General features: G+C 60.2%; 21 protein-coding genes, 2 tRNA genes and 3 pseudogenes. 6 read left to right on the forward strand and 20 right to left on the reverse strand.

Annotated elements, in window-relative coordinates; all coding sequences use genetic code 11:
• Nucleotides 1–140: 140 nt before the first annotated feature.
• The 20 genes and pseudogenes from PSH57_RS01745 to panM form a co-directional block, all read right to left on the reverse strand.
• Nucleotides 141–216, reverse strand: a tRNA-Thr gene (locus PSH57_RS01745).
• A gap of 75 nt (nt 217–291) precedes the next feature.
• Complete coding sequence (locus tag PSH57_RS01750; RefSeq protein ID WP_305387443.1) at nt 292–1,116, reverse strand: FkbM family methyltransferase; 825 nt, start codon at nt 1,114–1,116, stop codon at nt 292–294.
• Between the two features lie 331 nt (nt 1,117–1,447).
• Nucleotides 1,448–2,680 (reverse strand): methyltransferase, encoded by a 1,233-nt coding sequence (locus PSH57_RS01755; RefSeq protein WP_305387444.1) that lies wholly within the window; start codon nt 2,678–2,680, stop codon nt 1,448–1,450.
• The gene (locus PSH57_RS01760; RefSeq protein ID WP_256229479.1) at nt 2,661–3,350 is read right to left on the reverse strand and encodes an ABC transporter permease; all 690 of its coding nucleotides are present in this window, start codon (nt 3,348–3,350) and stop codon (nt 2,661–2,663) included. The genes PSH57_RS01755 and PSH57_RS01760 overlap by 20 nt, the downstream gene beginning before the upstream one ends.
• Entirely contained in the window at nt 3,347–4,042 is a 696-nt protein-coding gene (locus PSH57_RS01765; RefSeq protein WP_305387445.1) for an ABC transporter permease, read from the reverse strand. The genes PSH57_RS01760 and PSH57_RS01765 overlap by 4 nt, the downstream gene beginning before the upstream one ends.
• Before the next feature lie 78 nt (nt 4,043–4,120).
• Nucleotides 4,121–4,888 carry an ABC transporter substrate-binding protein gene (locus PSH57_RS01770; RefSeq protein WP_305387446.1) on the reverse strand — a complete coding sequence of 256 codons (768 nt, stop codon included), beginning with the start codon at nt 4,886–4,888 and terminating at the stop codon, nt 4,121–4,123.
• A 13-nt stretch (nt 4,889–4,901) separates the two neighbouring features.
• Nucleotides 4,902–5,675 carry an ABC transporter ATP-binding protein gene (locus PSH57_RS01775; protein WP_047226888.1) on the reverse strand — a complete coding sequence of 258 codons (774 nt, stop codon included), beginning with the start codon at nt 5,673–5,675 and terminating at the stop codon, nt 4,902–4,904.
• A 353-nt stretch (nt 5,676–6,028) separates the two neighbouring features.
• Nucleotides 6,029–6,475 (reverse strand): hypothetical protein, encoded by a 447-nt coding sequence (locus tag PSH57_RS01780; RefSeq protein ID WP_305387447.1) that lies wholly within the window; start codon nt 6,473–6,475, stop codon nt 6,029–6,031.
• A 41-nt stretch (nt 6,476–6,516) separates the two neighbouring features.
• Nucleotides 6,517–8,751: an ATP-binding protein gene (locus PSH57_RS01785; protein WP_305387448.1), complete on the reverse strand. Its 2,235-nt coding sequence runs from the start codon at nt 8,749–8,751 to the stop codon at nt 6,517–6,519.
• Nucleotides 8,748–9,353, reverse strand: coding sequence for a biliverdin-producing heme oxygenase (locus tag PSH57_RS01790; RefSeq protein WP_305387449.1), 606 nt, complete (start codon nt 9,351–9,353; stop codon nt 8,748–8,750). The genes PSH57_RS01785 and PSH57_RS01790 overlap by 4 nt, the downstream gene beginning before the upstream one ends.
• Nucleotides 9,354–9,463: 110 nt before the next feature.
• Nucleotides 9,464–10,018 (reverse strand): annotated as a pseudogene (locus tag PSH57_RS01795) (PDDEXK nuclease domain-containing protein); the annotation flags it as partial.
• A gap of 298 nt (nt 10,019–10,316) precedes the next feature.
• Nucleotides 10,317–10,724, reverse strand: coding sequence for a hypothetical protein (locus tag PSH57_RS01800; RefSeq protein WP_305387450.1), 408 nt, complete (start codon nt 10,722–10,724; stop codon nt 10,317–10,319).
• Nucleotides 10,725–10,785: 61 nt separating this feature from the next.
• Nucleotides 10,786–11,115, reverse strand: coding sequence for a DHCW motif cupin fold protein (locus tag PSH57_RS01805; RefSeq protein ID WP_305387453.1), 330 nt, complete (start codon nt 11,113–11,115; stop codon nt 10,786–10,788).
• 116 nt (nt 11,116–11,231) lie between these two features.
• Nucleotides 11,232–11,307: transfer RNA gene (locus tag PSH57_RS01810), tRNA-Phe, on the reverse strand.
• A gap of 102 nt (nt 11,308–11,409) precedes the next feature.
• A complete protein-coding gene (locus tag PSH57_RS01815; protein ID WP_305387454.1) occupies nt 11,410–11,682 on the reverse strand; it encodes an oxidative damage protection protein in 273 nt (90 codons plus the stop codon).
• Nucleotides 11,679–12,746: an A/G-specific adenine glycosylase gene (mutY, locus tag PSH57_RS01820; protein WP_305387455.1), complete on the reverse strand. Its 1,068-nt coding sequence runs from the start codon at nt 12,744–12,746 to the stop codon at nt 11,679–11,681. Before mutY ends, PSH57_RS01815 begins: the two co-directional genes overlap by 4 nt.
• On the reverse strand, nt 12,743–13,687 hold the full coding sequence (locus tag PSH57_RS29190) for an AsmA family protein (RefSeq protein ID WP_422766064.1): 945 nt from the start codon (nt 13,685–13,687) through the stop codon (nt 12,743–12,745). The genes mutY and PSH57_RS29190 overlap by 4 nt, the downstream gene beginning before the upstream one ends.
• A 79-nt stretch (nt 13,688–13,766) precedes the next feature.
• Nucleotides 13,767–14,045: pseudogene (locus PSH57_RS29435) on the reverse strand (AsmA family protein); the annotation flags it as partial.
• A gap of 8 nt (nt 14,046–14,053) precedes the next feature.
• Complete coding sequence (locus PSH57_RS29200; RefSeq protein WP_422766066.1) at nt 14,054–14,980, reverse strand: AsmA family protein; 927 nt, start codon at nt 14,978–14,980, stop codon at nt 14,054–14,056.
• A gap of 141 nt (nt 14,981–15,121) precedes the next feature.
• Nucleotides 15,122–15,521 (reverse strand): annotated as a pseudogene (panM, locus tag PSH57_RS01830) (aspartate 1-decarboxylase autocleavage activator PanM).
• A 261-nt stretch (nt 15,522–15,782) separates the two neighbouring features.
• Between panM and PSH57_RS01835 the strand changes: the two are divergent.
• The 6 genes from PSH57_RS01835 to hisF all read left to right on the forward strand — a co-directional run bounded on the left by PSH57_RS01835 (nt 15,783) and on the right by hisF (nt 20,763).
• Nucleotides 15,783–17,444, forward strand: a complete 1,662-nt coding sequence (locus PSH57_RS01835) for an OFA family MFS transporter (protein ID WP_305387459.1) — start codon at nt 15,783–15,785, stop codon at nt 17,442–17,444.
• 273 nt (nt 17,445–17,717) lie between these two features.
• A complete protein-coding gene (hisB, locus tag PSH57_RS01840) occupies nt 17,718–18,311 on the forward strand; it encodes an imidazoleglycerol-phosphate dehydratase HisB (protein WP_003186751.1) in 594 nt (197 codons plus the stop codon).
• Nucleotides 18,311–18,949 carry an imidazole glycerol phosphate synthase subunit HisH gene (gene hisH / locus PSH57_RS01845; RefSeq protein ID WP_047226898.1) on the forward strand — a complete coding sequence of 213 codons (639 nt, stop codon included), beginning with the start codon at nt 18,311–18,313 and terminating at the stop codon, nt 18,947–18,949. The genes hisB and hisH overlap by 1 nt, the downstream gene beginning before the upstream one ends.
• The gene (locus PSH57_RS01850; RefSeq protein ID WP_305387460.1) at nt 18,949–19,203 is read left to right on the forward strand and encodes a DUF2164 domain-containing protein; all 255 of its coding nucleotides are present in this window, start codon (nt 18,949–18,951) and stop codon (nt 19,201–19,203) included. Before hisH ends, PSH57_RS01850 begins: the two co-directional genes overlap by 1 nt.
• A gap of 42 nt (nt 19,204–19,245) precedes the next feature.
• Entirely contained in the window at nt 19,246–19,983 is a 738-nt protein-coding gene (gene hisA / locus PSH57_RS01855) for a 1-(5-phosphoribosyl)-5-[(5-phosphoribosylamino)methylideneamino]imidazole-4-carboxamide isomerase (RefSeq protein ID WP_047226900.1), read from the forward strand.
• A gap of 9 nt (nt 19,984–19,992) precedes the next feature.
• Nucleotides 19,993–20,763 (forward strand): imidazole glycerol phosphate synthase subunit HisF, encoded by a 771-nt coding sequence (gene hisF / locus PSH57_RS01860; protein ID WP_186658496.1) that lies wholly within the window; start codon nt 19,993–19,995, stop codon nt 20,761–20,763.
• Nucleotides 20,764–20,823: the final 60 nt, after the last annotated feature.

Consider the following 20,823-nt stretch of genomic DNA (forward strand, 5'->3'; position numbering starts at 1 on the left):
TCCCAAACTCTACCCTTAAAACGGTTGGAATCCACCAGTTTCTGACGGAAACCGATGGAACGCCAAAACGAAAAAACCCGCCAGAAGGCGGGTTTTTCGGGGGTTCCAGAGATTTTGAAAGCCTTCTCTGGAACCTTGGATGGTGCCGGCACCAGGAGTCGAACCCGGGACCTACTGATTACAAGTCAGTTGCTCTACCAACTGAGCTATACCGGCGTGTGGGCGACGATTATAGCGATTGGGTGCGTTCTGTAAACCCCTGAATTCTGACTATTTTTGCAGGGCCTCGGCTCATGCGCGGCGCACGAGGCTGCGTACTTTCTGCAAGGTTCGCCAGGTGCGGCTGTTTTGCAGGGCATGGAGTTGGGCTTCGGCCCGTTCGGCGCGTTGCAGGGCGGCGCTGAGTTGCTGGTCGGGTTCGCTGAGGGGGTGGCTGAATTTGTGGCCTTTGCAGAACTGGAACTCGTCGAGGTTGCACGGCGGGATGTCGAAAGCGGGTTTGAGCGCCAAGTGCTCTTCGGCGAGGTAGAAGGTGTTGAGGCCGTCGAACAGGATGGATTGGTAGCCGGCGTCGGTCACCAGGTTTTCCCAGGTCTGGTCGCGGGCCCAGGGGGTTTCGATGAGGATGATCCAAGGGCGCCAGCGGGTGAAGTCCATGCCGCGCAGCACGGTTTCTTCGTGGCCTTCGACGTCGATTTTCAGAAAGTGGATGGGGCGGTCCTGGGCGTATTGCTCGCAGATCGAAGTCAGGGTGCGGGACTGGACGGTCCGCTTGCTTACCTTCATGCCGGCGTCGCGGTGCTGTTGGGCGACGCTGGCTTCGACGGTGGACAGGCCCGTGTCGGCGATGGTGTAGAAGGTCAGGCCGTCGGCGTTTTCGCCGGCCACGCATTGCAGGTTGATGTCGTTGGGCCGCGCTTGGCAGAGAGCGTCGTAGTAGGCCTGCACTGGTTCGATGTTGATCCCGCGCCAGCCGTGATCGTAGAACGCCCGGGTCACGGAATCTTCTGTCGGATGGTTGGCCCCGACGTCGAGATAAAAACCGTTCTTTTCCGACTTAAGGGCGCGCCACAGGCGTATGTCTTCGAAGTTTTGTGCGTAGGAAATGAACGTCACGGCCAGTCCTTGTGTGTGTCGGCATTGTGTCAATCACGATACGTAAGGCTGTTGTACTGCACGGGCGCGGTGGGCGCAATTGTTGGCGTGCGGGAGCACTGAGTTCGGCGGTTATGTCGTTTTGCTTGAACGCTTATGCACAACGGGCGGGGCGGGGCGGCTGCCATCTTGCGATTTTGTGACAGCTTTCTCGTTTGCTCGCAAATGCCTGTTTTAATGGTTTTTTATCCATATGAACAAAAAATGACCAGCCTCAGTTGTAGAGGAAAAACGCGGATTTATTGGATCCAGGACTATTTCATCAACAGAGTTATCCACAGGCTGTGTCGTCTCAGTAACGCTCGGCGAGCAACATCAGATTTCGTGGCGTGAGGGGCGTTTCGCAGAAGGTGCCGAGGCGGACGTGGTAGTTTTTCTGGCTGAGGAAAAGCGCCCGATCCAGCACCAGCCACAGCTCCAGAGGCCGTCGGAAAAGACCTCGGACCAGTTCCAGGTTGCGCACTTCGGCCAGGCGTTGATGACCGGCCGCTTCCAGTGCCGACCAGTCAGGCGAGCCGACTGTGGATAAGTCTTTCAGGACTGCCAGATCGGTGCAGTACCGGATGAAGGATTTTTCCAGCCAGGCGCTGGGGAGCGAGGGGGTGGGCAGATAGTCGTCGCTGCCCCGGATCTGTCGTTGCAGCAGGTCAAAGCTCAGGCGCCGGGCCATGGACTGGTCCCGTTGCCGCCGGATGCGGGCGCCAGCGGTGACGGTTTCGGTCAGTGGCAGGCTGAGATCATCGAGCGTTAGCTGAAGGGCCGAAGCCTTGGCAGCGTCGGACAGTGGTTGATAACGTTCAGCACGGATGCGGTTGTAGCAGCACGGGGCGATTGCCAATTGCGTGCAGCCAGCGGCGCTCGCCAATTGCATCAGGCGCACATGCAGGTCGCCGCAGGCGTGCAAGGCTACCGGCGTGTGCTCAGGGCGGATCGCCTGGGCTGCTTCTGGTGCCAGCACGTCTTGCTGTAAATGCGTGGCGGGCAGACGGTGGCGTTGGCTCAGTTGCTGGCCGCTGGCGACCAGCGCGGGGTCGTACTCCAGGCACGTCAGTTGTTGTTCATCGTGCAGCAAGCGTCGGCCGAGGTGACCTTTGCCGGCGCACCAATCGAGCCAGTGGGTCGGTTTGGCAACGAAGTGCAGCCGGCTGGCGAAGGCTTCGATTTGCTGCCATTTGCGCCCTGGCACGTCGACGCTGAGGCGATGGGTGGCGGCTTCGAGCCCTTTGCCCGGCAGTTCTTCGACGGCGCTCAACGCATGGGAAATGGCCGCCAGCTCGGGAAATGGCGCGGGTGCATGTTCAATCAGCCAGGGTTGGTGATGGTCGTTTTCTGCATCTTCCAGCGAACGTTGGCGTAGCCATTGGGCCAGCTCCGGGTAGGACCCTTCCCAGGGCAGTTGCAGATGGGTGAACGGACGCGGTTTCCACAATGCCTGGTGCGTTGTGAGAAAAGCATCCAGCGCGGTGAAACGGGCGAGTAACGCCTCGCCCGTCAGCACGCTGCTGTCAGCGCCCTTGGCAGGCATCGACGCGCAACCAGCGCTCCAGCTGTTTGAAGCCCTGCACCAGCACGAACGCCATCAGCAGGTAGAACATGCCGGCCGCGAAGAAGATTTCCACCGGCAGGTAGGTCCGGGCAATGATCGTGCGCGCCATGCCGGTGAGCTCCAGCAGGGTCACGGTGCTCGCCAATGCGCTGGCCTTGAGCATCAGGATCACTTCGTTGCTGTAGGCCGGCAGGCCGATGCGCGCTGCACGCGGCAGGATGATGTAGAACAACGCCTTGGGTCGGGACATGCCCAGGGCTCGCGCGGCCTCGATTTCACCACGAGGGATGGCCTGGATCGCGCCGCGCAGGATCTCGGCGATGTAGGCGGCGGTGTGCAGGGTCATGGTGGCCGTGGCGCACCAGAACGGATCCCGCAGGTACGGCCACAGCGCGCTGCTACGCACGGCGTCAAACTGCGCCAGGCCGTAGTAGACCAAAAACAGCTGAACCAATAACGGCGTGCCACGGAAAAAGAAAATGTAGGCGTAGGGTAAAGCCCGCACGTACCACAGGCGTGAGGAGCGGGCGATGCCCAGCGGAATCGCCAGCAGCAGACCGGCGATCACGGCGATGGCCACCAGCTCCAGGGTCAGTGTCGCGCCCTGGGCCAGTTTCGGCAGCCACTTGATGATGACTTCCCAGTTCATTGGGTGCTCCTGGCAAAGCCGCGAGCGGCACGTCGTTCCAGCAAATGCATGCCGATCATGGCGAGCACGGTAAGGCCCAGGTACATGAACGCGGCCACCATATAGAAGGTGAACGGTTGCTTGGACACGGTCACGCCGATTTGTGCGTGCCGCATGATTTCTTCCAGGCCGATCACCGACACCAGCGCCGTGTCTTTCATCAGGATCATGAACAGGTTACCCAGCCCGGGCAGGGCGATGCGCCACATCTGCGGCATGATCAGCCGTGTGAAGATCCGCCACTTGGACAACCCCAGCGCCACGCCAGCTTCGCGATGGCCTTTGGGAATTGCCAGGATCGCGCCGCGAAATACTTCCGTGGCGTAGGCGCCAAAGCACAGGCCCAGGGCGATGACGCCGGCGGCGAAGGCGTTAAGGGAAAGGTCCGGGTTACCGAAGTATTCGCCCAGGGCACGCATGAGGTTGACGGTGCCGAAGTAGATCAGCAGCACCCAGAGCAATTCGGGAATGCCGCGAACCAGTGTCGAATAAGTACCGCCAAGCCATTGCAGCGGCTTGTACGGGGAAGTCTTGGCCAAGGCGCCGAGCAAGCCGAGCACCAGCCCCAGGCAGAGGGCCGAGAGCGCCAGTTTGACGGTCATCAGCGCGCCGGCGGCGAGCGCCGGGCCGAATCCGTAGAGATCGATCATCATGGGTGTGTGTTCATATCGCGGCAGGCTTTGCTAAGGGCCGGCGCCGCAGTGAAGCAGCGCCGGCCAGGCACGTCAGTATCAATAGATGCTGAACGGGAAGTACTTGTCGTTGATCTTTTTGTAGGTGCCGTCGGCAACGATTTCCTTGAGCGCGGCGTTCAGCTTGTTGCGCAGTTCGTCGTCACCCTTGCGCACGGCGATGCCGATCTTGTCGCTTTCCACCACCGGGTCGCCTTTGAATTCGTAGGCGGCGCCGTCTTTGCTCTTGAGCCATTCGTACTGCACGTATTTGTCCGCCAGGATGGCGTCAACGCGGCCCGAGAGCAGGTCGAGGTAGGCGTTTTCCTGAGTGTCGTAGAGCGTGACCTTGATGTTGTAGTCATCTTCCATGTTGCGGTCGTCCAGCCAGGTACCGGCCAGCGTCGCGCGTTGTGCGCCAATGGTCTTGCCGCTCAGGTACGCCTTGTCGGTCTTGAAATCGGTGGTGGCCTTCGGCGCGATGAATTGCAGTTTGTTGGAGTAGTACGGCTCGGTGAAGTCCACGGCCTGCTTGCGTTCCTCGGTAATCGACAGCGAGGAGATCAGGAAGTCGAACTTCTTGGCGTTCAGGGCCGGAATGATGCCGTCCCAGTCGGAGGTCACTACGCTGCATTCGACTTTCATCTTGGCGCACAGGGCGTCGCCAATGTCCTTGTCGAAGCCGACCACGTTGCCACTGGCATCTTTGTTATTGAACGGCGGGTAGGCCGCTTCGATGCCCATCTTCAGTTGTTCCGCGGCCATGGCGCTGGCCGAGAAGACCAGGCTGGCGGCAGCGGCCAGGAGGAATTTCTTGTAGGTCTGCATATGTACTGCTCCGTTAGCGGTTGCTGGACATGAATTGTTTGCAGCGCGCCGAAAGCGGGTTTTCGAAGACCTGCTGTGGCGATCCTTGCTCCTCGACCAGGCCTTGATGAAGGAACACCACTTCGCTGGAAACCTGACGGGCGAAGCCCATTTCATGGGTCACCAGCAGCATGGTGCGGCCTTCTTCGGCCAGGGCGCGGATCACACTAAGTACTTCCTGGACCATTTCCGGGTCAAGGGCAGAGGTGGGCTCGTCGAACAGAATCACTTTAGGTTGCATCGCCAGCGTGCGGGCGATGGCGGCGCGCTGCTGCTGACCGCCGGACAGCTCGGCAGGGTAGGCATGCCGCTTGTCGGCGATGCCGACCTTGGCCAGCAGGGCTTCGGCCACTTCCACGGCCTCGGCCTTGCTCTGGCCGAGCACTCGGCGCGGCGCTTCGATGATGTTGTCGAGCACGCTCATGTGCGGCCAGAGGTTAAAGTTTTGAAACACAAAACCGATTTCGCTGCGCATGCGGTTGATCTGTTTGCCATCGGCGGCCACCAGTTCACCGTTTTTTGCGGCCTTGAGCTTGAGTTCTTCGCCGGCCACCAGGATCTGTCCTTGGTTGGGATTTTCCAGCAGGTTGATACAGCGCAGGAATGTTGACTTGCCGGAACCGGAGGAACCCAGGATCGAGATCACATCGCCGTCGCGGGCGGTCAGCGAGACGCCTTTGAGCACCTCAAGCTTTCCGTAGCGTTTGTGCAGGTTGCGGATTTCAAGCGCGGGCGTGGCCTGGGCCATGTGCGGTCCTCATGGTGTGTGCTCCCTTGCTGTTGGCGGCCTTCCTGGCGAGGCGGCCAAGCTAGCATAGCGGCCGAATGGCAGCCAACAGCGCTACGGGGGGTAAACCGTGAATGTGCGGCAGGTTGTCGCATCGGCGCAGCAGACTGTCGCGCCATCAACAACCGAACGGCCGTTCGAACTCTGTTTACCGGTAAAAACCCCGGGGAGTCGCGTAAAAAAAGGCGCGATGGTGCCAGCTTTGGCTGGGGGTTGGAAGGGTTAATCGGATGAGCGTGCCGTTGCGCTTTTCCTTCTGCACAATTAATCGGTCCGATGATTCTCCGGGCAGTGATGACGAGTCACCGGCCAGCTTATTCGCTGGCAGGTTCCTCCATCGACTGACGATAACGATCCAGCGCCTCGCTGAAGTCCTTGATGAACTCCGGGGTGCTGAGCCAGCGCTGGGCCGTCTCGCGGTCCATGTCGTCGGCCCACATGCGGTAGTCCACCAGCATGTCCGCGGCAAGGTTGGTGGCGGCCATGCTTTCGTTCTCGGCGTTTTTCAGGTCCAGCAGGCCGGGGCGTTCGCTGATCATCTCGCTTACGGATGCGAGCAGGGTATCGAGCATTTCACTGCGGCCAACGGCCTCGGCTTCGCGTAGCTTGGCGAACAGCTCGAGCACGTAGACCGGTGGCTGGGCGGTGGCGTGGGCCGGGTCGCCATACATAGGGATGGATTTACGCCCGCTCATGCGCAGTTGCTTGGCTTTGTCTTTGGCACGCTTGGCGCGTTTTTGCTGTTTGTTCAGTGAGGCCATTGGGCTTCGGTTTCCAGTTTGTTAGGGGGGCGATGCCCGGCTCAGTTGATTTTCGGCACGGTAAAGCTGAATTCGCTGCCCTTGCCTGGCTGGCTTTCGGCGTGCAGTTTACCGCCATGGGCCTGGACAATCCCCTTGGAAATATACAACCCCAGCCCGGTGCCGTTCGGGTTGCCTTCCTTGACTGTCCAGTAGCGATCAAACACGTGAGGTAGCTGCTCCGGCTCGATGCCTTCGCCGGTATCACGAACGCTGAACACGATCTCGTCACCCACCGACATCGCGCTGATGCCCACGCTGCCTTGCTGGGGGGTGAACTTGATGGCATTTCCGATCAGGTTGGACAGCACCTGGAACAATCGTTCGGGGTCGGCATTGATCTTCAGGTTGGGTTCGGCGTGGAACGAAATATCGATGGCCTTGGCGGTTGCCAGCGGCGTCAGCAGCGAGCAGGCGTCTTCGAATATCTGGCTGACGTCCATCGGCTGGGGATTGATCGTGTAGCGCCCGGCGTCGATGCGCGAAGTGTCCAGCAGGTCTTCGAGCAGTACGTTCATGCGGCTGGCGGCCTGTTGCATGGTGTCGATGGCCGAGGCAATTCGCTTGGAACTATGGGAGCCGTCGGAGCTGAAGGCCTTTTGCATCATGCCGCAGAGCATGGATATGACCGTCATCGGGTTGCGCAGGTCATGGGACACCACCGCCACCAGTTCATCGCGGGCCTGCACGGCCTGGCGCTCCTTGTGCACTTGGCGGGCCAGGTCATTTTCCAGGGCCGAGCGGCGCAGGTCGTTGGCGGCAAACAGATCGCCGTGGGTCCATTTGGTGCTGATGCCGGCCATTTCGACTTTCCATATTTCGAAAGACGTCCGCGGTCGCAAGCGCAAACCTGTCTCGTTGCTTTCCAGGTCCAAGGGTTTTTGCGGGTCGCCGCTCCACTGAATGGTTTGTTTCACCTCCGGGCGGAACCACAGCACGCCATTTTCCACAGGCTTGGGCAAGTGGATCGCCAGTACACCACTGGCCACGTCCTGGTAAGCCTGGGCCGGAGCGAAAGCGCTGCTCAGGTTGTGGTGGGAGAAAACGGGCTGGCCGGTCTCCAGCATCCATTTATGCAGCTCGCGGATCTGCTCCGCTTCCGGGCACTGGCCATGGCGGTGCAGCTTGTTGTCCTCAAGGATCGCGACGCCGGTGGCGCCGGTCAGGTCCATCAGCCGTTGGGGTTCATGGGACAAGCCGTCAAAGACATTGTCGCTGGACTCGGCCATGGCCGTGGCGAGAACCTTGAGGTCCTCAAGCTTGGCGTCCCGTTGGCGGGTCAGCTCCAGTGCTTGCATGGCGCTGATCTGCAGCGACAGCACTTGGCCGATGGTCTGGCAGGCCATGCGCATTTCATGGGGCACGAGCAGGGGTTGACGGTTGCCGCAACTGATCAGGCCCCACAGTCGGTCGCCTTCCATCAGGGAAATGCTCATGGACGACAGCACACCCATGTTTTTCATGTATTGGCGGTGGATCGGCGAGACACTGCGCAAGGTGGAAAAGCTCAGGTCCAGGGGTGTTTGAGTGTCGGGGCGCAACGGCGGGACCAGCGGTACCGGCGTGTAGTCAGCGTTGGGGATGATCCGCAGCCAGTTGGTGCGATACAGCTCCCGGGCCTGTTCAGGGATATCCGATGCCGGAAAAAAAAGGCCTTTGTAGAGTTCCATCGACGGCGCGCTGGCCTCGGCGATCACCTGGCCGTGGCCCTCTTCTTCGAAGCGATAGATCAACACCCGGTCGTAGCCGGTCATGGCCTGAATTTCCCGAACGCTGATTTCGTACAGAGCCTGAAGGCTTTTCGCGCCTTGCAGGCGTTGCAGCATGCGCCCCAGGTTGGCTTCGCCGCTGACACCTTCGGGACGGTAGTCGCTCAGGTGCTGTTCCAGTTCGACGATCAGGGCGCCTTGATGGCGGTGGACCAGGGCGTCAAAACGCAGCTGGTTCACGACAATCTCCACGGGCGCGTTATCGCCATCCGCATCGGCGCGACAGACCGTGAGGATGGCTTGGGCCTGCTGCTGCCCGAACAGTGCGTCCAGCGTCTGGCCGGGGAGATCGTGAGGATCGTGTCCCATCAATTGCAATACGTTGGCGCTGACCTGCCGGATGACGAAGTCAGGTTCGGACAGCATCAGTAGCACGCCATGAGGCTGGATGGCCCCAGGGAAGCGAATCGGCTCGTCTGCACAATTGGCCAGCAGTTCTTCGAAGGCTTCCTGGTTCTCCGGGGTCATAACAATACCTTTTGGCTGTCCAGCCAGTGCTCAAAATGGGTAAACGTCGCTTTGGCGGCACGTGTGACTTCGAGCGTTTGGGCGTCGCCAAGGTTCCTGTCGCCCAGATATTGAAGGAAATCCTTCCAGCGCCGGCCGGTGAGTTCGCCATACACATTGAGAAAGGCCGCGCCGCTGGAGGCGTCAAGACCAAGCTGCCCGGCCACCCTGCGTCGAAGGATTTGACCGCCAAGAGTCGCGCCTTCCAGCACGTAGGAAACGCCGAGGGCGGCGGCTCGGGAGTCGATTCTTGGCAGTGCCTGGCAGGTGGGCAATGCCTCGATAGCGGTTTCATCCAGGCCCAGGGCTTTGAGGTCGGCTCGCAATACCGGGAGTTTGATGCGCAAGGATTGGTCCAGCCCGGTTGGAATCAGCGCCAGCACATGAAGCCGTTGCTCCAGCGGCTGATAAAAACCGTAGTAGGCCGCCATCAGGCGCTGGTACAGGTCGAGGTCCAGTTGTTCGGAGAAAAACGGCAAGCGTTTCTCCAGGGCGACGTGCAGCTCAGCGGTTTCGGTCCGCAATGCCTGAATCAGAGAAGGGGGAGGCGCGGCCGGTGACATGCGGGATAGAGCTCGTTGACTGGAGCGTTGCTGGAAAAAAGCGCATCAATCTTACACAGGTTTTTTACCTTCGAGCGGTCATCAGCTGTCGGCTTTCAATTCGCCCGTCGTCAGACCCGTTTGTGATGCTTAAGCCTTGCCCGCTCACGATCCAGCTCATTGCGCAGCTCTTCCTCCGTAGGGAGCACCAGCTTGTACTGGCTGGCGAACAATTGTTCGTTGCCTTGCAGTACGGAGTAACGCGCCACCGACTCATCCTTTTGGGCGCAGAGAATAATGCCAACGGTGGGTTTGTCATCGGGACTGCGCTTGAGGTCGTCGTAGAGACGCACATACATGTCCATCTGCCCAATGTCCTGATGGCTCAGCTCACCGCGCTTGAGGTCGATGATCACAAAGCACTTGAGCAGGTAATTGTAAAAGACCAGATCGAGATAGAAGTCTTTGCTTTCGGTGCTGATGCGTTGCTGACGGGCAATGAAGGCGAAACCCTTGCCCAGCTCAAGAAGGAAACCCGGCAGTTGGTCGATCAAGGCCTGCTCCAGTTCCGTTTCTGGAAGGGTGCCGGCATTGGGCAGCCCGAGGAGTTTCAGGACAGCCGGATCCCTGACGATGTCCCCGGTGCCGAGGCTCATCTCCCTGATATGGGTGATGGCCTCCTGGCGTGCCTGGCGAATCAGCTCGCCGAGTTGGTTGATCAAGGGGGCGAGCTGTGGGTCGTCTTGGGGCAGCAGTGGTGTCATCGCAGTGTCCAGCCATTGAGAGGGGCGGACCGCAAGGATGCTCCAGGCGACGTTTCGATGATGCCGGACGGGGCTGATTGTTTGGGAGGAAAAATAGCGGATTGACGCAGGACGGGTATGACGCCGCCCCATGTTGGTTGACCTTGGCTTGTAGGAACTATTCCCGCAGCCTGTCAGCCACCGCGAACCCCTTCGGCACAAAGCGCTTGGCGGGCGAGAGTCAGACCTTACCTTGCGCCAGAGCCTGGGATGCGGCCACATAATCAGCCTGGAATTGCTTGCTCTCGACCCAGTCCAGCGCAGTCTGCTCGTCGACACCCGTGGTCAGGCGGCGATATTCGATCAGGGCCGTAATGATGAAGTCAGTGGCTTCTTCCTCACCTTCCTGCTCCAGCACCAACTCCAGCAGTGGATGCCCCAGGAAGACCGTGCACATGGCCTGCTGGCTGATCTTTTCGGCTGCGCCCATGAGTCGGAACATGTCCGACAGGTCCACGGTTTCCAGATCGATGCGCTCATCGTTCGGGTCCAGGAAATCGTTCGGTGCAGCAGCACGCTGGATGCGGTTCTTCTTGGCTTTCGCCTTGGCGCGCTGGCTGCGCTTCTGCTGTTTGTTCGCCGATGACATGGTCGAATTCCTGATGGATAAGGCCATCTATCCTACAGCGTCAGTGCGGACGCTTCGAATCTCAATCCACTACGAAGAGCGTAGCCCCCGATGAAGTGGAGGATCGATGGGGCTCGGCCTGGTCGGCGACCTGATAGCTCATGCCGGGCTTGAGCGAAAATTGCCGACCGTCTTCGAGTTCAGTATTGAGCTCGCCCTTGAGGCAAAACAGGATGTGACCCTTGGTGCACCAATGGTCGGCCAGATACCCGGCTGTGTATTCCACCATCCGTACCCGAATATTCCCGAATTGCCGCGTGCGCCAATAGGCGGTTCCGGTGACGCCTTTGTGCTCGGTAGGTTCGATGGTTGACCAATCGGTAGTGCCGAAGGGGATGCCGGTGATATCCATGTCGACTCGCTTGCTAGAGGGGAGCGGACGAATGTAGCTGAGTCGACAATGCACAGGAAGAAAACCCCGGGCAATAAAAAACCCCGATCAATTTCTTGATCGGGGTTTTCGGTATTTGGTGCCCAGAGACGGAATCGAACCGCCGACACGGGGATTTTCAATCCCCTGCTCTACCGACTGAGCTATCTGGGCAACGGGGCGCATTAAACGGGTTTTTCAGGGGGTCGTCAAGCACGTTCTCAAAAAATATTTAACTATTACCGTCGCTTACGATCCGCCCCGGTTCTGGATGGCCTATTCGGACGGCGGCACATAGCCTTCGGCCTTGGCGTATTCTTCGCCGGAAAAGAACTTGTCCATTTCGCCTTGAAGGTATTTGCGGTCTTCGGCGTTCATCATGTTCAGGCGTTTTTCGTTGATCAGCAGGGTCTGGTGTTTTTGCCAGTCGGCCCAGGCCTTGGCCGAGACATTGTCGTAGATGTCCTGGCCTTTGATGCCCGGAAACGGCGCGCGCTCCAGGCCTTCGAGTTGTTCTTTGTACTTGCGGCACATGATGGTGCGGGTCATTGCAACTCTCCTGCGTTCAATACGGCGGCCGCGCGTTCGAGCAAGGTTTTGACCGGGGCGGCAAGGCCCAGGCGCGGCGGGGTGGCGAGGTTATACCAGAGCCAGTCGGCCTCGGCCACGTGATGGCCGGTTTCCCGGACCCGGACCAGCCAGGGTTCGATTGCCAACTGGAAGTGGCTGAAAGTGTGTACCAGATTCGGCATCTGCTGGTGGTTGCCCAGCTCCAGCGAGTGTTGCAGGGCCAGGTGTTGCAGGTCGTCGAGATCGTCGAGTTCCGGCAGACTCCATAAGCCGCCCCACAGGCCCGTGGAGGGGCGACGGTAAAGCAGAATCGCACCTTCGCGGTTGGCCAGCATCGGCATCAGGGTGCGTTTTTTGGGTACTTCCTTGCGTGGCTTGGGAATCGGGTAGCGGGTCTCCAGGCCAAGCATGTGGGCTTCGCAGCCTTTTTTAAGCGGGCAGAGCAGGCAACTGGGTTTGCTGCGGGTACAGAGCGTGGCGCCCAGGTCCATCATTGCCTGGGTGTAAGCGTTGACCCGGTCTTGAGGCGTGAAACGCTCAGCGGTCGCCCACAGTTGCTTCGCGACCTTCGGTTCGCCCGGGTAACCTTCCTGGGCGGTGAAGCGCGCCAGCACCCGCTTGACGTTGCCATCGAGGATCGGTGCTCGCAGGCCCATGCTGATGCTGGCGATCGCGCCGGCTGTGGACAGTCCGATACCCGGTAACTCGGTGAGTTTTTCCACGTCGCGGGGGAATTCACCACCATATTGGTCGACAACGATCTTTGCGGTCTTCTGCAGATTACGGGCGCGGGTGTAGTAGCCCAGGCCGGTCCACAGGTGCAGCACTTCGTCCTCCGGTGCGGCGGCCAAGGCTTGCACGGTGGGCAGCGAGGCCATGAACCGGTCGAAATAATTGAGCACGGTGCTGACCTGGGTCTGCTGCAACATGATCTCCGAGACCCACACCCGATACGCAGTGATGTCTTGCTGCCAGGGCAGGTCATGGCGTCCGTGGCGGTCGAACCAGTCCAGTACGGCGCTGGAAAACTGCTCGGCTGTCATCGCTTGAACAACCCCTTGAGCGCGTCCTTCAGTTCGGGGCTGACCTTGTCGCCGAGCTTCTCGTCGATCTTCTCATTGAGCTTGTCGCCGAGGCGGTCGCCGGCCAGCTTCGCGGCGACTTTGCCCAGGCCTTCGTTGTCCAGGCGGCAGGCCTTCGCGCCCAGCTCCAGCGGACCGCGGCAGCGCAACGGCCATTCGACATCGACGTAACGTTCGTTGACCTGGCAAGCCGGGTCGGGCATGTCGCTCTTGTCGCCTTCGATGATGATGCCGACGCGGTAATCCATGCCCAGCACGCGCAGGTCGATATCGCCGTTGCCGTTGACGGTCATGCCCGGGATGCGGACTTTCAGGTCCGGGTTGCTGGCCACGCCGCTGCGAAAGGTCAGATTGCCATTGAGTTGCTGGAACGGCGTGTCCTTGCCTCGGGGTTCGCCACTGAGGGTTTTACGATTGAGGGTGGCGATGCCTCTGCACAATTGCTGCTCGAGGTTGGCGTTGAGCAGGACACCGTCGTTGATGACGAAGCCGGCAGTGCCGTTGAGGCTGTCGATCAGGGCTTTCTGGCTGTTGCCGCTGGCGGTTATGGCGCTGTTGAGCGTCACCAGACCTTTGACCGGCGGATTCTTGCCCTGGCTTTCGATGATTTTCTCGGCCGGCACGCGGTTGATGCGGGTTTGCAGGCTCAACTGCGGCATGGGCTGGCGCACGTCCAGCGTGCCTTTGACTTCGAAGTTGCCGTTGTACAGATCGCCCCGCAGGTTTTCCAGGGTCAGCAGGCCGCCCTGACCGGTGGCCTTGAGGGCGGCATTCTGGATTGGCAGCTTGTCGAGGGTCAGCTGGCCGAAGGTCAGGTCGGCGTCCAGGTCCAGTTTGCCCAGGCGTTCCACCGGAAACAGCCGGTCGTTGCTCCAGGCGCCCTGGGTCGGCGCGCTCGGCAACGGTTGTGCTGCCGGCCCCCGCCATGGCGCTGGCTTCGGTGTTGCTGACTTCCGCCTCACGGGCCGCCTTGGTGCTGTCGGCCTCGACGGATTTTGCCGGCAGGTAGCGGTCAACGTTGAAGGTGTCGGCCTTGAGCTGCGCCCGCAGTGACTGTTTGGCAAAGTCTTCCACGGCGATACGGCCGCTGAAGGTGCTGTCGTCGATTTTCAGATTGATGCTATTGAATTCGGCGCTGGTCGGCGTGGCCGCAATGCGGGTGACCAGTTCGACTTTGCTCAAGCTGCCTTCGGCCATGGCCGGCAGTTTCTGACCGATGCTGTCGACAAATTTCGCCAGGTCGAATTGGGCGATCGACATGCCGCCGCTCAATGCGGGGTTTTGTCCAGATCATTGACCTTCAGTTCGCCCAAGGCACGCAGTTGATTGATAGAAAGCTTGATACCAGTCCATTCGGCGACGTTCGCCGCTTTATCAAGGAGTAACTGCCCGTGTGCCGCGAAGGTCAGGGTCTTGCCTTGCAAAGGGTCGCCCGTGGCTTCGCCGGACAGCTTCAGGTCTTCAAACTTGTAGCGCTGCAAGGCGCGCTCAAAGCGCAGCTCACCCGTGACTTCGGTACGTACGCGCACAGCTGGCTGGTTGCTGGCCAGGAATGCGGTCAGCGTAACCGGGATGTTGGTGGAGTCATGGACCGGGCCGGTGCTCAGTTGGATGCTTTCGGCGGTGAACTGCTTGCCGGTCTGCTCGTCGGTGTACTCGACCCGCGCGTTGTTCACGGTCAGGCTGTCGATGTCCAGACGGGTTGGCTGGGCCGGTTTCTGCGCCGGGGTGCTGTCCCCAGGGGCAGGCTGTTCGGCCGGTGCCGGGGTGTTCGCCGTCGTTGTAGAGGCGGGTGCCTTGCCGATGTCTTCCCAGTTGCCGTGGCCGTTCTTGTCACGGTTGAGTCGCAGGTTCAGGCCTTCGACCCGCACGTCGCTCATTTGCACTTCCCGGCGCAGCAGCGGAATCACGCGCACGGAAAGGCCGAGCATCTGCAGATCGGCGAACGGTTGTGTCGGGTTTGCCAGGGTAGCGACACTGGCTTCGTGCAATTCCAGACCCAGCCACGGGAAAAGGCTCCAGCCGATGTCGCCATTGAGGGTCAGCTCAATATGGGCCTTGTCGCGGGCTATCTGGCGGATCTCTTCTTTATAGTCGTTGGGATCGAAGAGGTGGGTCAGGGCAAAGCCCAAGGCCACAATGACCAGCAACAGCCCGAGAAGTACCAGACCCAGGATTTTGCCGAACGCTTTCATGGGCGAGTCCTTGTAGGTTGAGTTCAAAATTTAGCCTGGGAGTATAACGCCCTGACCTGATGGCGCGTTGAGTGATCGTTCTTTCTGACAGGCCTGTGGAACATAGAGCATATGGCGAGGGCTGCGCTTGGCCTCCCGGATCTAGGTTTGCTCCAGCGCCAGTTGCAATTTGGTCGCCAGGGCCTGGGCTGCCAGATGGCCGGATGGGGCCAAGAGTTTCAGTTCAGCGCCGTGTTGCGTGGCCATTCTCCGCGCTTCGCTGACCAAACGTTCCGCCACCCCACGGCGACGGGTGACGTTTCGCACACACATTTGGGACAAGTGCCAGACGCTCTGGTGCCGTTGCAGCCGCGCGGCGCGCGAGCAACCGATCATTGAAGCGGGCTGCGATCAACGCGCCGTCTTCCAGGCATTGCTCTATCAATTGTGTGCCGTCAGTGAACGGCTCGAACAGCCAGGCCGGGGCATCCTGGTAGATTTTGTGCAGGTCCTGCCGGTCCCGACAGGTGGGTTCATTCAGCTGCTCAACAACGATGGGCATATAAATTCCTGAAAAATAAACGATTCACACCCTACAGAAACCGTGCAACGGCGCGATAAGACAGAAGATGTAAAAAAGGTGATAGCACTTTGGCTTTTCTGTCATAAGCAAATGGTAACCTTTACCTGTTCGCCCGTCCTTCTGCGACTCAATGTCGCACCAAAATGAAGCTTCACCAGAAAATACAGTCGTGCTTTGCGTGCAATAAGACTGAAGGTGATGCATGGCTGGCGAGCCATACCAATAACTGGGGGATACACAATGAGCACGAGCATCACGGCGGACGGCATTGCCGACCAGCCTGCGTTCCTCTCCAAGGAACGCATTATCGCCAAGCCCGGATTCAACCGGTGGCTGGTTCCACCGGCCGCACTGGCCATCCACCTCTGCATCGGCATGGCCTACGGCTTTTCGGTGTTCTGGTTGCCGCTGTCCAAGGCACTGGGTGTCACCAAGCCTGTAGCCTGTGCGCCGGACATGAGCTTCATCGCACAAGTCTTTTCATCCCAATGTGACTGGCCGATCTCAATGCTCGGCTGGATCTACACCCTGTTCTTCATCTTCCTGGGTTGCTCGGCAGCCATCTGGGGCGGCTGGCTGGAACACGCCGGGCCACGTAAGGCTGGCGTTGTATCGGCCTTGTGCTGGTGCGGCGGTCTGCTGATTTCCGCGCTGGGTATCTACACTCACCAGATATGGCTGATGTGGGTCGGCTCCGGGGTAATCGGTGGTATCGGCCTGGGGCTGGGCTACATCTCCCCGGTTTCGACGCTGATCAAGTGGTTCCCGGACAAGCGTGGCATGGCCACCGGTATGGCGATCATGGGCTTCGGCGGCGGCGCGATGGTAGGTGCTCCGCTGGCTGCAGCGCTGATGAGCCATTTCTCTTCGCCGACTGAAGTGGGCGTATGGCAAAGCTTCCTGGTCATGGCCGCGATCTACTTCGTATTCATGATCGGTGGCGCCCTGTCGTACCGTGTTCCGCCGACCGGCTGGAAGCCTGAAGGCTGGACTCCGGCGCCGAAGAAAGCCGCGAACGCGATGATCACCCATCGCCACGTTCACGTGAACGTAGCCTGGAAAACCCCGCAGTTCCGTCTGGTATGGCTGGTGCTGTGCCTGAACGTATCGGCCGGTATCGGCATCATCGGCATGGCATCGCCACTGTTGCAGGAAGTGTTCGGCGGCAAGTTGCTCGGCAATGACTTGCCTTTCGGTCAGTTGGATGCTGCGCAACTGGGTCAGATCGCGGCCATTGCGGCCGGTTTCACTGGTCTGCTGAGCCTGTTCAACATCGGTGGGCGGTTCTTCTGGGCATCCTGCTCGGATTACCTGGGTCGCAAGAACACCTATTTCGTGTTCTTCGCCCTGGGCATTGCCTTGTACGCGCTGATCCCGAACCTGGGTCACCTGGGCAGCGTCGCGCTGTTCGTTGCGGCGTTCTGCATCATCCTGTCGATGTACGGCGGCGGTTTCGCCACTGTGCCGGCCTACCTGGCGGACCTGTTCGGTACGCAAATGGTCGGTGCAATCCACGGTCGCCTGCTGACCGCTTGGGCAGCGGCAGGCGTGCTGGGTCCGGTACTGGTGAACTACCTGCGTGAGTATCAACTGAGCATCGGCGTTGAACGTGCCGCGGCCTATGACATCACCTTGTACATCCTCGCCGGCCTGCTGGTGCTGGGCTTGCTGTGCAACCTGCTGGTCCGTCCGGTCGCCGACAAGTACTTCATGACCGACGCCGAACTGGCCGCCGAACAGGCGCTGGGCCATGACAAAGGCGCCGACAGCAGCACTTCGCTGGAGTGGAAAGCCGCGCCGGGCACCAGGCCTTTGGCGATCGCCGCCTGGCTGGTGGTGGGCATTCCGTTGGCGTGGGGTGTCTGGATAACCCTGCAGAAGACGGCGGTGTTGTTCCAGTAATGCGCTAGCCCGAACCCGTTGGGGTGAGGGCGAACCTTGTGGGAGCGAGCCTGCTCGCGATGAGGGAGTGTCAGCCGACATCATTGTCGGCTGATCCACCGCTATCGCGAGCAGGCTCGCTCCCACATTTGTTTTGGCTGATGGCCTCAATTGCTTGTACGGACATGTCTATCGCCGACAACCCGTCAGGGATATCACCTCCCGTGTTTCTGTTTGCCGCTCGCGCCCCTATAATGGCTGCCTTTTTCGCCCAATGATTTTGCGGAGCTGGTGATGGCCGAACGTAAGGCGTCTGTCGAGCGCGACACTCTGGAAACCCAGATCAAAGCCTCGATTAACCTGGATGGCACCGGAAAGGCCCGGTTTGATATCGGCGTGCCTTTTCTTGAGCACATGCTGGACCAGATCGCCCGTCATGGGCTGATCGACCTGGATATCGTCAGCAAGGGTGACCTGCACATCGACGACCACCACACGGTGGAAGACGTCGGTATTACCCTGGGGCAGGCTTTCACCAAAGCCATCGGCGACAAAAAAGGCATCCGTCGCTACGGCCACGCCTACGTGCCGCTCGATGAGGCGCTGTCACGCGTGGTCATCGACTTCTCCGGTCGCCCGGGCCTGCAAATGCATGTGCCATACACCCGTGCCACCGTTGGCGGTTTTGACGTGGACCTGTTCCAGGAATTTTTCCAGGGCTTCGTCAACCACGCCAATGTGACCCTGCACATCGACAACTTGCGCGGGCACAACACCCACCACCAGATCGAAACCGTGTTCAAGGCTTTCGGCCGCGCGCTGCGCATGGCCGTGGAGCTCGATGACCGCATGGCCGGGCAAATGCCCTCCACCAAGGGCGTTCTGTAATGCAGACGGTCGCGGTTATCGATTACGGCATGGGCAACCTGCACTCGGTGGCCAAGGCCCTTGAGCACGTAGGTGCCGGTAAGGTACTGATCACCAGCGATGCCGACGTGATTCGCGAAGCCGACCGGGTGGTCTTTCCCGGCGTCGGTGCGATTCGTGACTGTATGGCCGAGATCCGTCGCCTGGGCTTCGATTCGCTGGTGCATGAAGTCAGCCAGGACCGTCCGTTCCTTGGCATTTGCGTGGGCATGCAGGCCTTGCTTGAGAGCAGCGAGGAGAACGACGGTGTCGATTGCATCGCGATGTTTCCAGGCCAGGTGAAGTTCTTCGGCAAGGATCTGCACGAAGACGGCGAACACCTGAAAGTCCCGCACATGGGCTGGAACGAGGTGAAACAGACGGTGGATCACCCGCTGTGGCACAACATTCCAGACCTGGCGCGTTTCTACTTCGTGCACAGCTACTACATCGCGGCCGGTAATGCCCGGCAGGTGGTGGGCGGCGGTCACTATGGCGTCGACTTCGCCGCGGCCCTGGCCGACGGTTCACGCTTCGCCGTGCAGTTCCACCCGGAGAAGAGCCATACCCATGGCCTGCAATTGCTGCAGAACTTCGCGGCGTGGGACGGTCGCTGGTAATGGCTCGCAAGAAACCGCCGATCCTCACCCTCACGTCCGAGCAGGAGAGTGAGGCGAACCTCAAGATCCAGCGGTTCATGGAGGAGCGTTTCGAACTGGACCTGGGTTCGTTCGAAGCGGCGGAAATTCTTGAGCTGTTTACTCGCGAGATTGCTCCGCACTATTACAACAGGGCGATTTTCGATGTGCAGGCGCACCTTAAAGAAAGGTTCGAAAGCATCGAAAGCGACTTGTGGGCGCTCGAGAAAAACTGATTTCCGAGCCAAGCTGAACATTCGAATTTGAAGGTTTGCCAGATGCTGATTATCCCCGCTATCGATCTCAAGGACGGCGCTTGCGTACGTCTGCGTCAGGGCCGGATGGAAGACTCCACGGTGTTCTCCGATGACCCGGTGAGCATGGCCGCCAAGTGGGTGGAGGGCGGCTGCCGTCGCCTGCATCTGGTTGACCTGAACGGTGCCTTCGAAGGGCAGCCGGTGAACGGCGAAGTGGTCACGGCCATTGCCAAGCGCTACCCGAACCTGCCGATTCAGATCGGCGGCGGTATCCGCTCGCTGGAAACCATCGAACACTACGTCAAGGCTGGCGTGAGCTATGTGATCATCGGCACCAAGGCGGTGAAAGATCCGGCGTTTGTCGCTGAGGCCTGCCGCGCCTTCCCGGGCAAGGTCATCGTTGGCCTGGATGCCAAGGACGGTTTCGTCGCCACTGACGGTTGGGCTGAAGTCAGCACCGTGCAGGTGATTGACCTGGCCAAGCGTTTCGAGGCCGATGGGGTGTCTGCCATCGTCTACACCGACATCGCCAAAGACGGCATGATGCAGGGCTGCAACGTTCCGTTCACCGCCGCCCTGGCCGCCGCCACGAAGATTCCGGTGATCGCCTCCGGCGGCATTCATAACCTGGGCGACATCAAGGCGCTGCTCGACGCCAAGGCGCCAGGCATCATCGGTGCGATTACCGGTCGCGCGATCTACGAAGGCACGCTGGATGTCGCTGAGGCCCAGGCCTTCTGCGATTCCTACAAAGGCTGAGGACTGACCATGGCGCTGGCCAAACGCATCATCCCTTGCCTGGACGTGGACAACGGCCGGGTGGTCAAGGGCGTCAAGTTCGAGAACATCCGCGACGCTGGCGACCCGGTGGAAATCGCTCGTCGCTATGACGAGCAGGGCGCGGACGAGATTACCTTCCTCGACATCACGGCCAGCGTCGACGGCCGCGATACCACGTTGCATACCGTCGAGCGCATGGCCAGCCAGGTGTTCATCCCGCTGACCGTGGGCGGTGGCGTGCGCACCGTGCAGGACATTCGCAACTTGCTCAACGCCGGTGCGGACAAGGTGTCCATCAACACCGCTGCGGTGTTCAACCCGGAATTCGTCGGCGAAGCGGCCCAGCGTTTTGGCTCGCAGTGCATTGTTGTGGCCATCGACGCGAAGAAGGTGTCCGGCCCGGGCGAAACCCCGCGCTGGGAAATCTTCACCCACGGCGGGCGCAAACCCACCGGCCTGGACGCCGTTGAATGGGCGAAGAAGATGGAAGGCCTGGGCGCCGGTGAGATTCTGCTGACCAGCATGGACCAGGACGGCATGAAAAACGGTTTCGACCTGGGCGTCACCCGTGCCATCAGCGATGCCCTGGGCATTCCGGTCATCGCCTCCGGCGGCGTTGGCAACCTGCAGCACCTGGCCGATGGCATCCTTGAAGGCCATGCCAGTGCGGTATTGGCGGCGAGCATTTTCCACTTCGGCGAATACACCGTGCCGGAAGCCAAGGCTTACATGGCGCAGCGCGGTATCTGCATTCGCTGATTGCTGGACACCATGGCGGGCCCAAGGCACTCTTGGGTACACCATGGATTACGGTCGCCC

Source organism: Pseudomonas hefeiensis (assembly GCF_030687835.1).
In the GTDB taxonomy this organism is placed as follows: Bacteria; Pseudomonadota; Gammaproteobacteria; order Pseudomonadales; family Pseudomonadaceae; genus Aquipseudomonas; species Aquipseudomonas hefeiensis.

Bases quoted from the DNA above. Each gene is read 5' to 3' on its own strand.
- PSH57_RS01785 (WP_305387448.1), bottom strand. From the start codon at position 8,751: ATGACCCCGGAGAACCAGGAAGCCTTCGAAGAACTGCTGGCCAATTGT.
- PSH57_RS01775 (WP_047226888.1), bottom strand. From the start codon at position 5,675: ATGGCCCAGGCCACGCCCGCGCTTGAAATCCGCAACCTGCACAAACGC.
- PSH57_RS01805 (WP_305387453.1), bottom strand. From the start codon at position 11,115: ATGGATATCACCGGCATCCCCTTCGGCACTACCGATTGGTCAACCATC.
- hisA (WP_047226900.1), top strand. From the start codon at position 19,246: ATGCTGATTATCCCCGCTATCGATCTCAAGGACGGCGCTTGCGTACGT.
- PSH57_RS01790 (WP_305387449.1), bottom strand. From the start codon at position 9,353: ATGTCACCGGCCGCGCCTCCCCCTTCTCTGATTCAGGCATTGCGGACC.
- PSH57_RS01835 (WP_305387459.1), top strand. From the start codon at position 15,783: ATGAGCACGAGCATCACGGCGGACGGCATTGCCGACCAGCCTGCGTTC.
- mutY (WP_305387455.1), bottom strand. From the start codon at position 12,746: ATGACAGCCGAGCAGTTTTCCAGCGCCGTACTGGACTGGTTCGACCGC.
- PSH57_RS01815 (WP_305387454.1), bottom strand. From the start codon at position 11,682: ATGACCCGCACCATCATGTGCCGCAAGTACAAAGAACAACTCGAAGGC.
- hisB (WP_003186751.1), top strand. From the start codon at position 17,718: ATGGCCGAACGTAAGGCGTCTGTCGAGCGCGACACTCTGGAAACCCAG.
- hisH (WP_047226898.1), top strand. From the start codon at position 18,311: ATGCAGACGGTCGCGGTTATCGATTACGGCATGGGCAACCTGCACTCG.
- hisF (WP_186658496.1), top strand. From the start codon at position 19,993: ATGGCGCTGGCCAAACGCATCATCCCTTGCCTGGACGTGGACAACGGC.
- PSH57_RS01755 (WP_305387444.1), bottom strand. From the start codon at position 2,680: ATGCCTGCCAAGGGCGCTGACAGCAGCGTGCTGACGGGCGAGGCGTTA.
- PSH57_RS29200 (WP_422766066.1), bottom strand. From the start codon at position 14,980: ATGAAAGCGTTCGGCAAAATCCTGGGTCTGGTACTTCTCGGGCTGTTG.
- PSH57_RS01765 (WP_305387445.1), bottom strand. From the start codon at position 4,042: ATGATGATCGATCTCTACGGATTCGGCCCGGCGCTCGCCGCCGGCGCG.
- PSH57_RS01800 (WP_305387450.1), bottom strand. From the start codon at position 10,724: ATGTCATCGGCGAACAAACAGCAGAAGCGCAGCCAGCGCGCCAAGGCG.
- PSH57_RS01760 (WP_256229479.1), bottom strand. From the start codon at position 3,350: ATGAACTGGGAAGTCATCATCAAGTGGCTGCCGAAACTGGCCCAGGGC.
- PSH57_RS01780 (WP_305387447.1), bottom strand. From the start codon at position 6,475: ATGGCCTCACTGAACAAACAGCAAAAACGCGCCAAGCGTGCCAAAGAC.
- PSH57_RS01770 (WP_305387446.1), bottom strand. From the start codon at position 4,888: ATGCAGACCTACAAGAAATTCCTCCTGGCCGCTGCCGCCAGCCTGGTC.
- PSH57_RS01850 (WP_305387460.1), top strand. From the start codon at position 18,949: ATGGCTCGCAAGAAACCGCCGATCCTCACCCTCACGTCCGAGCAGGAG.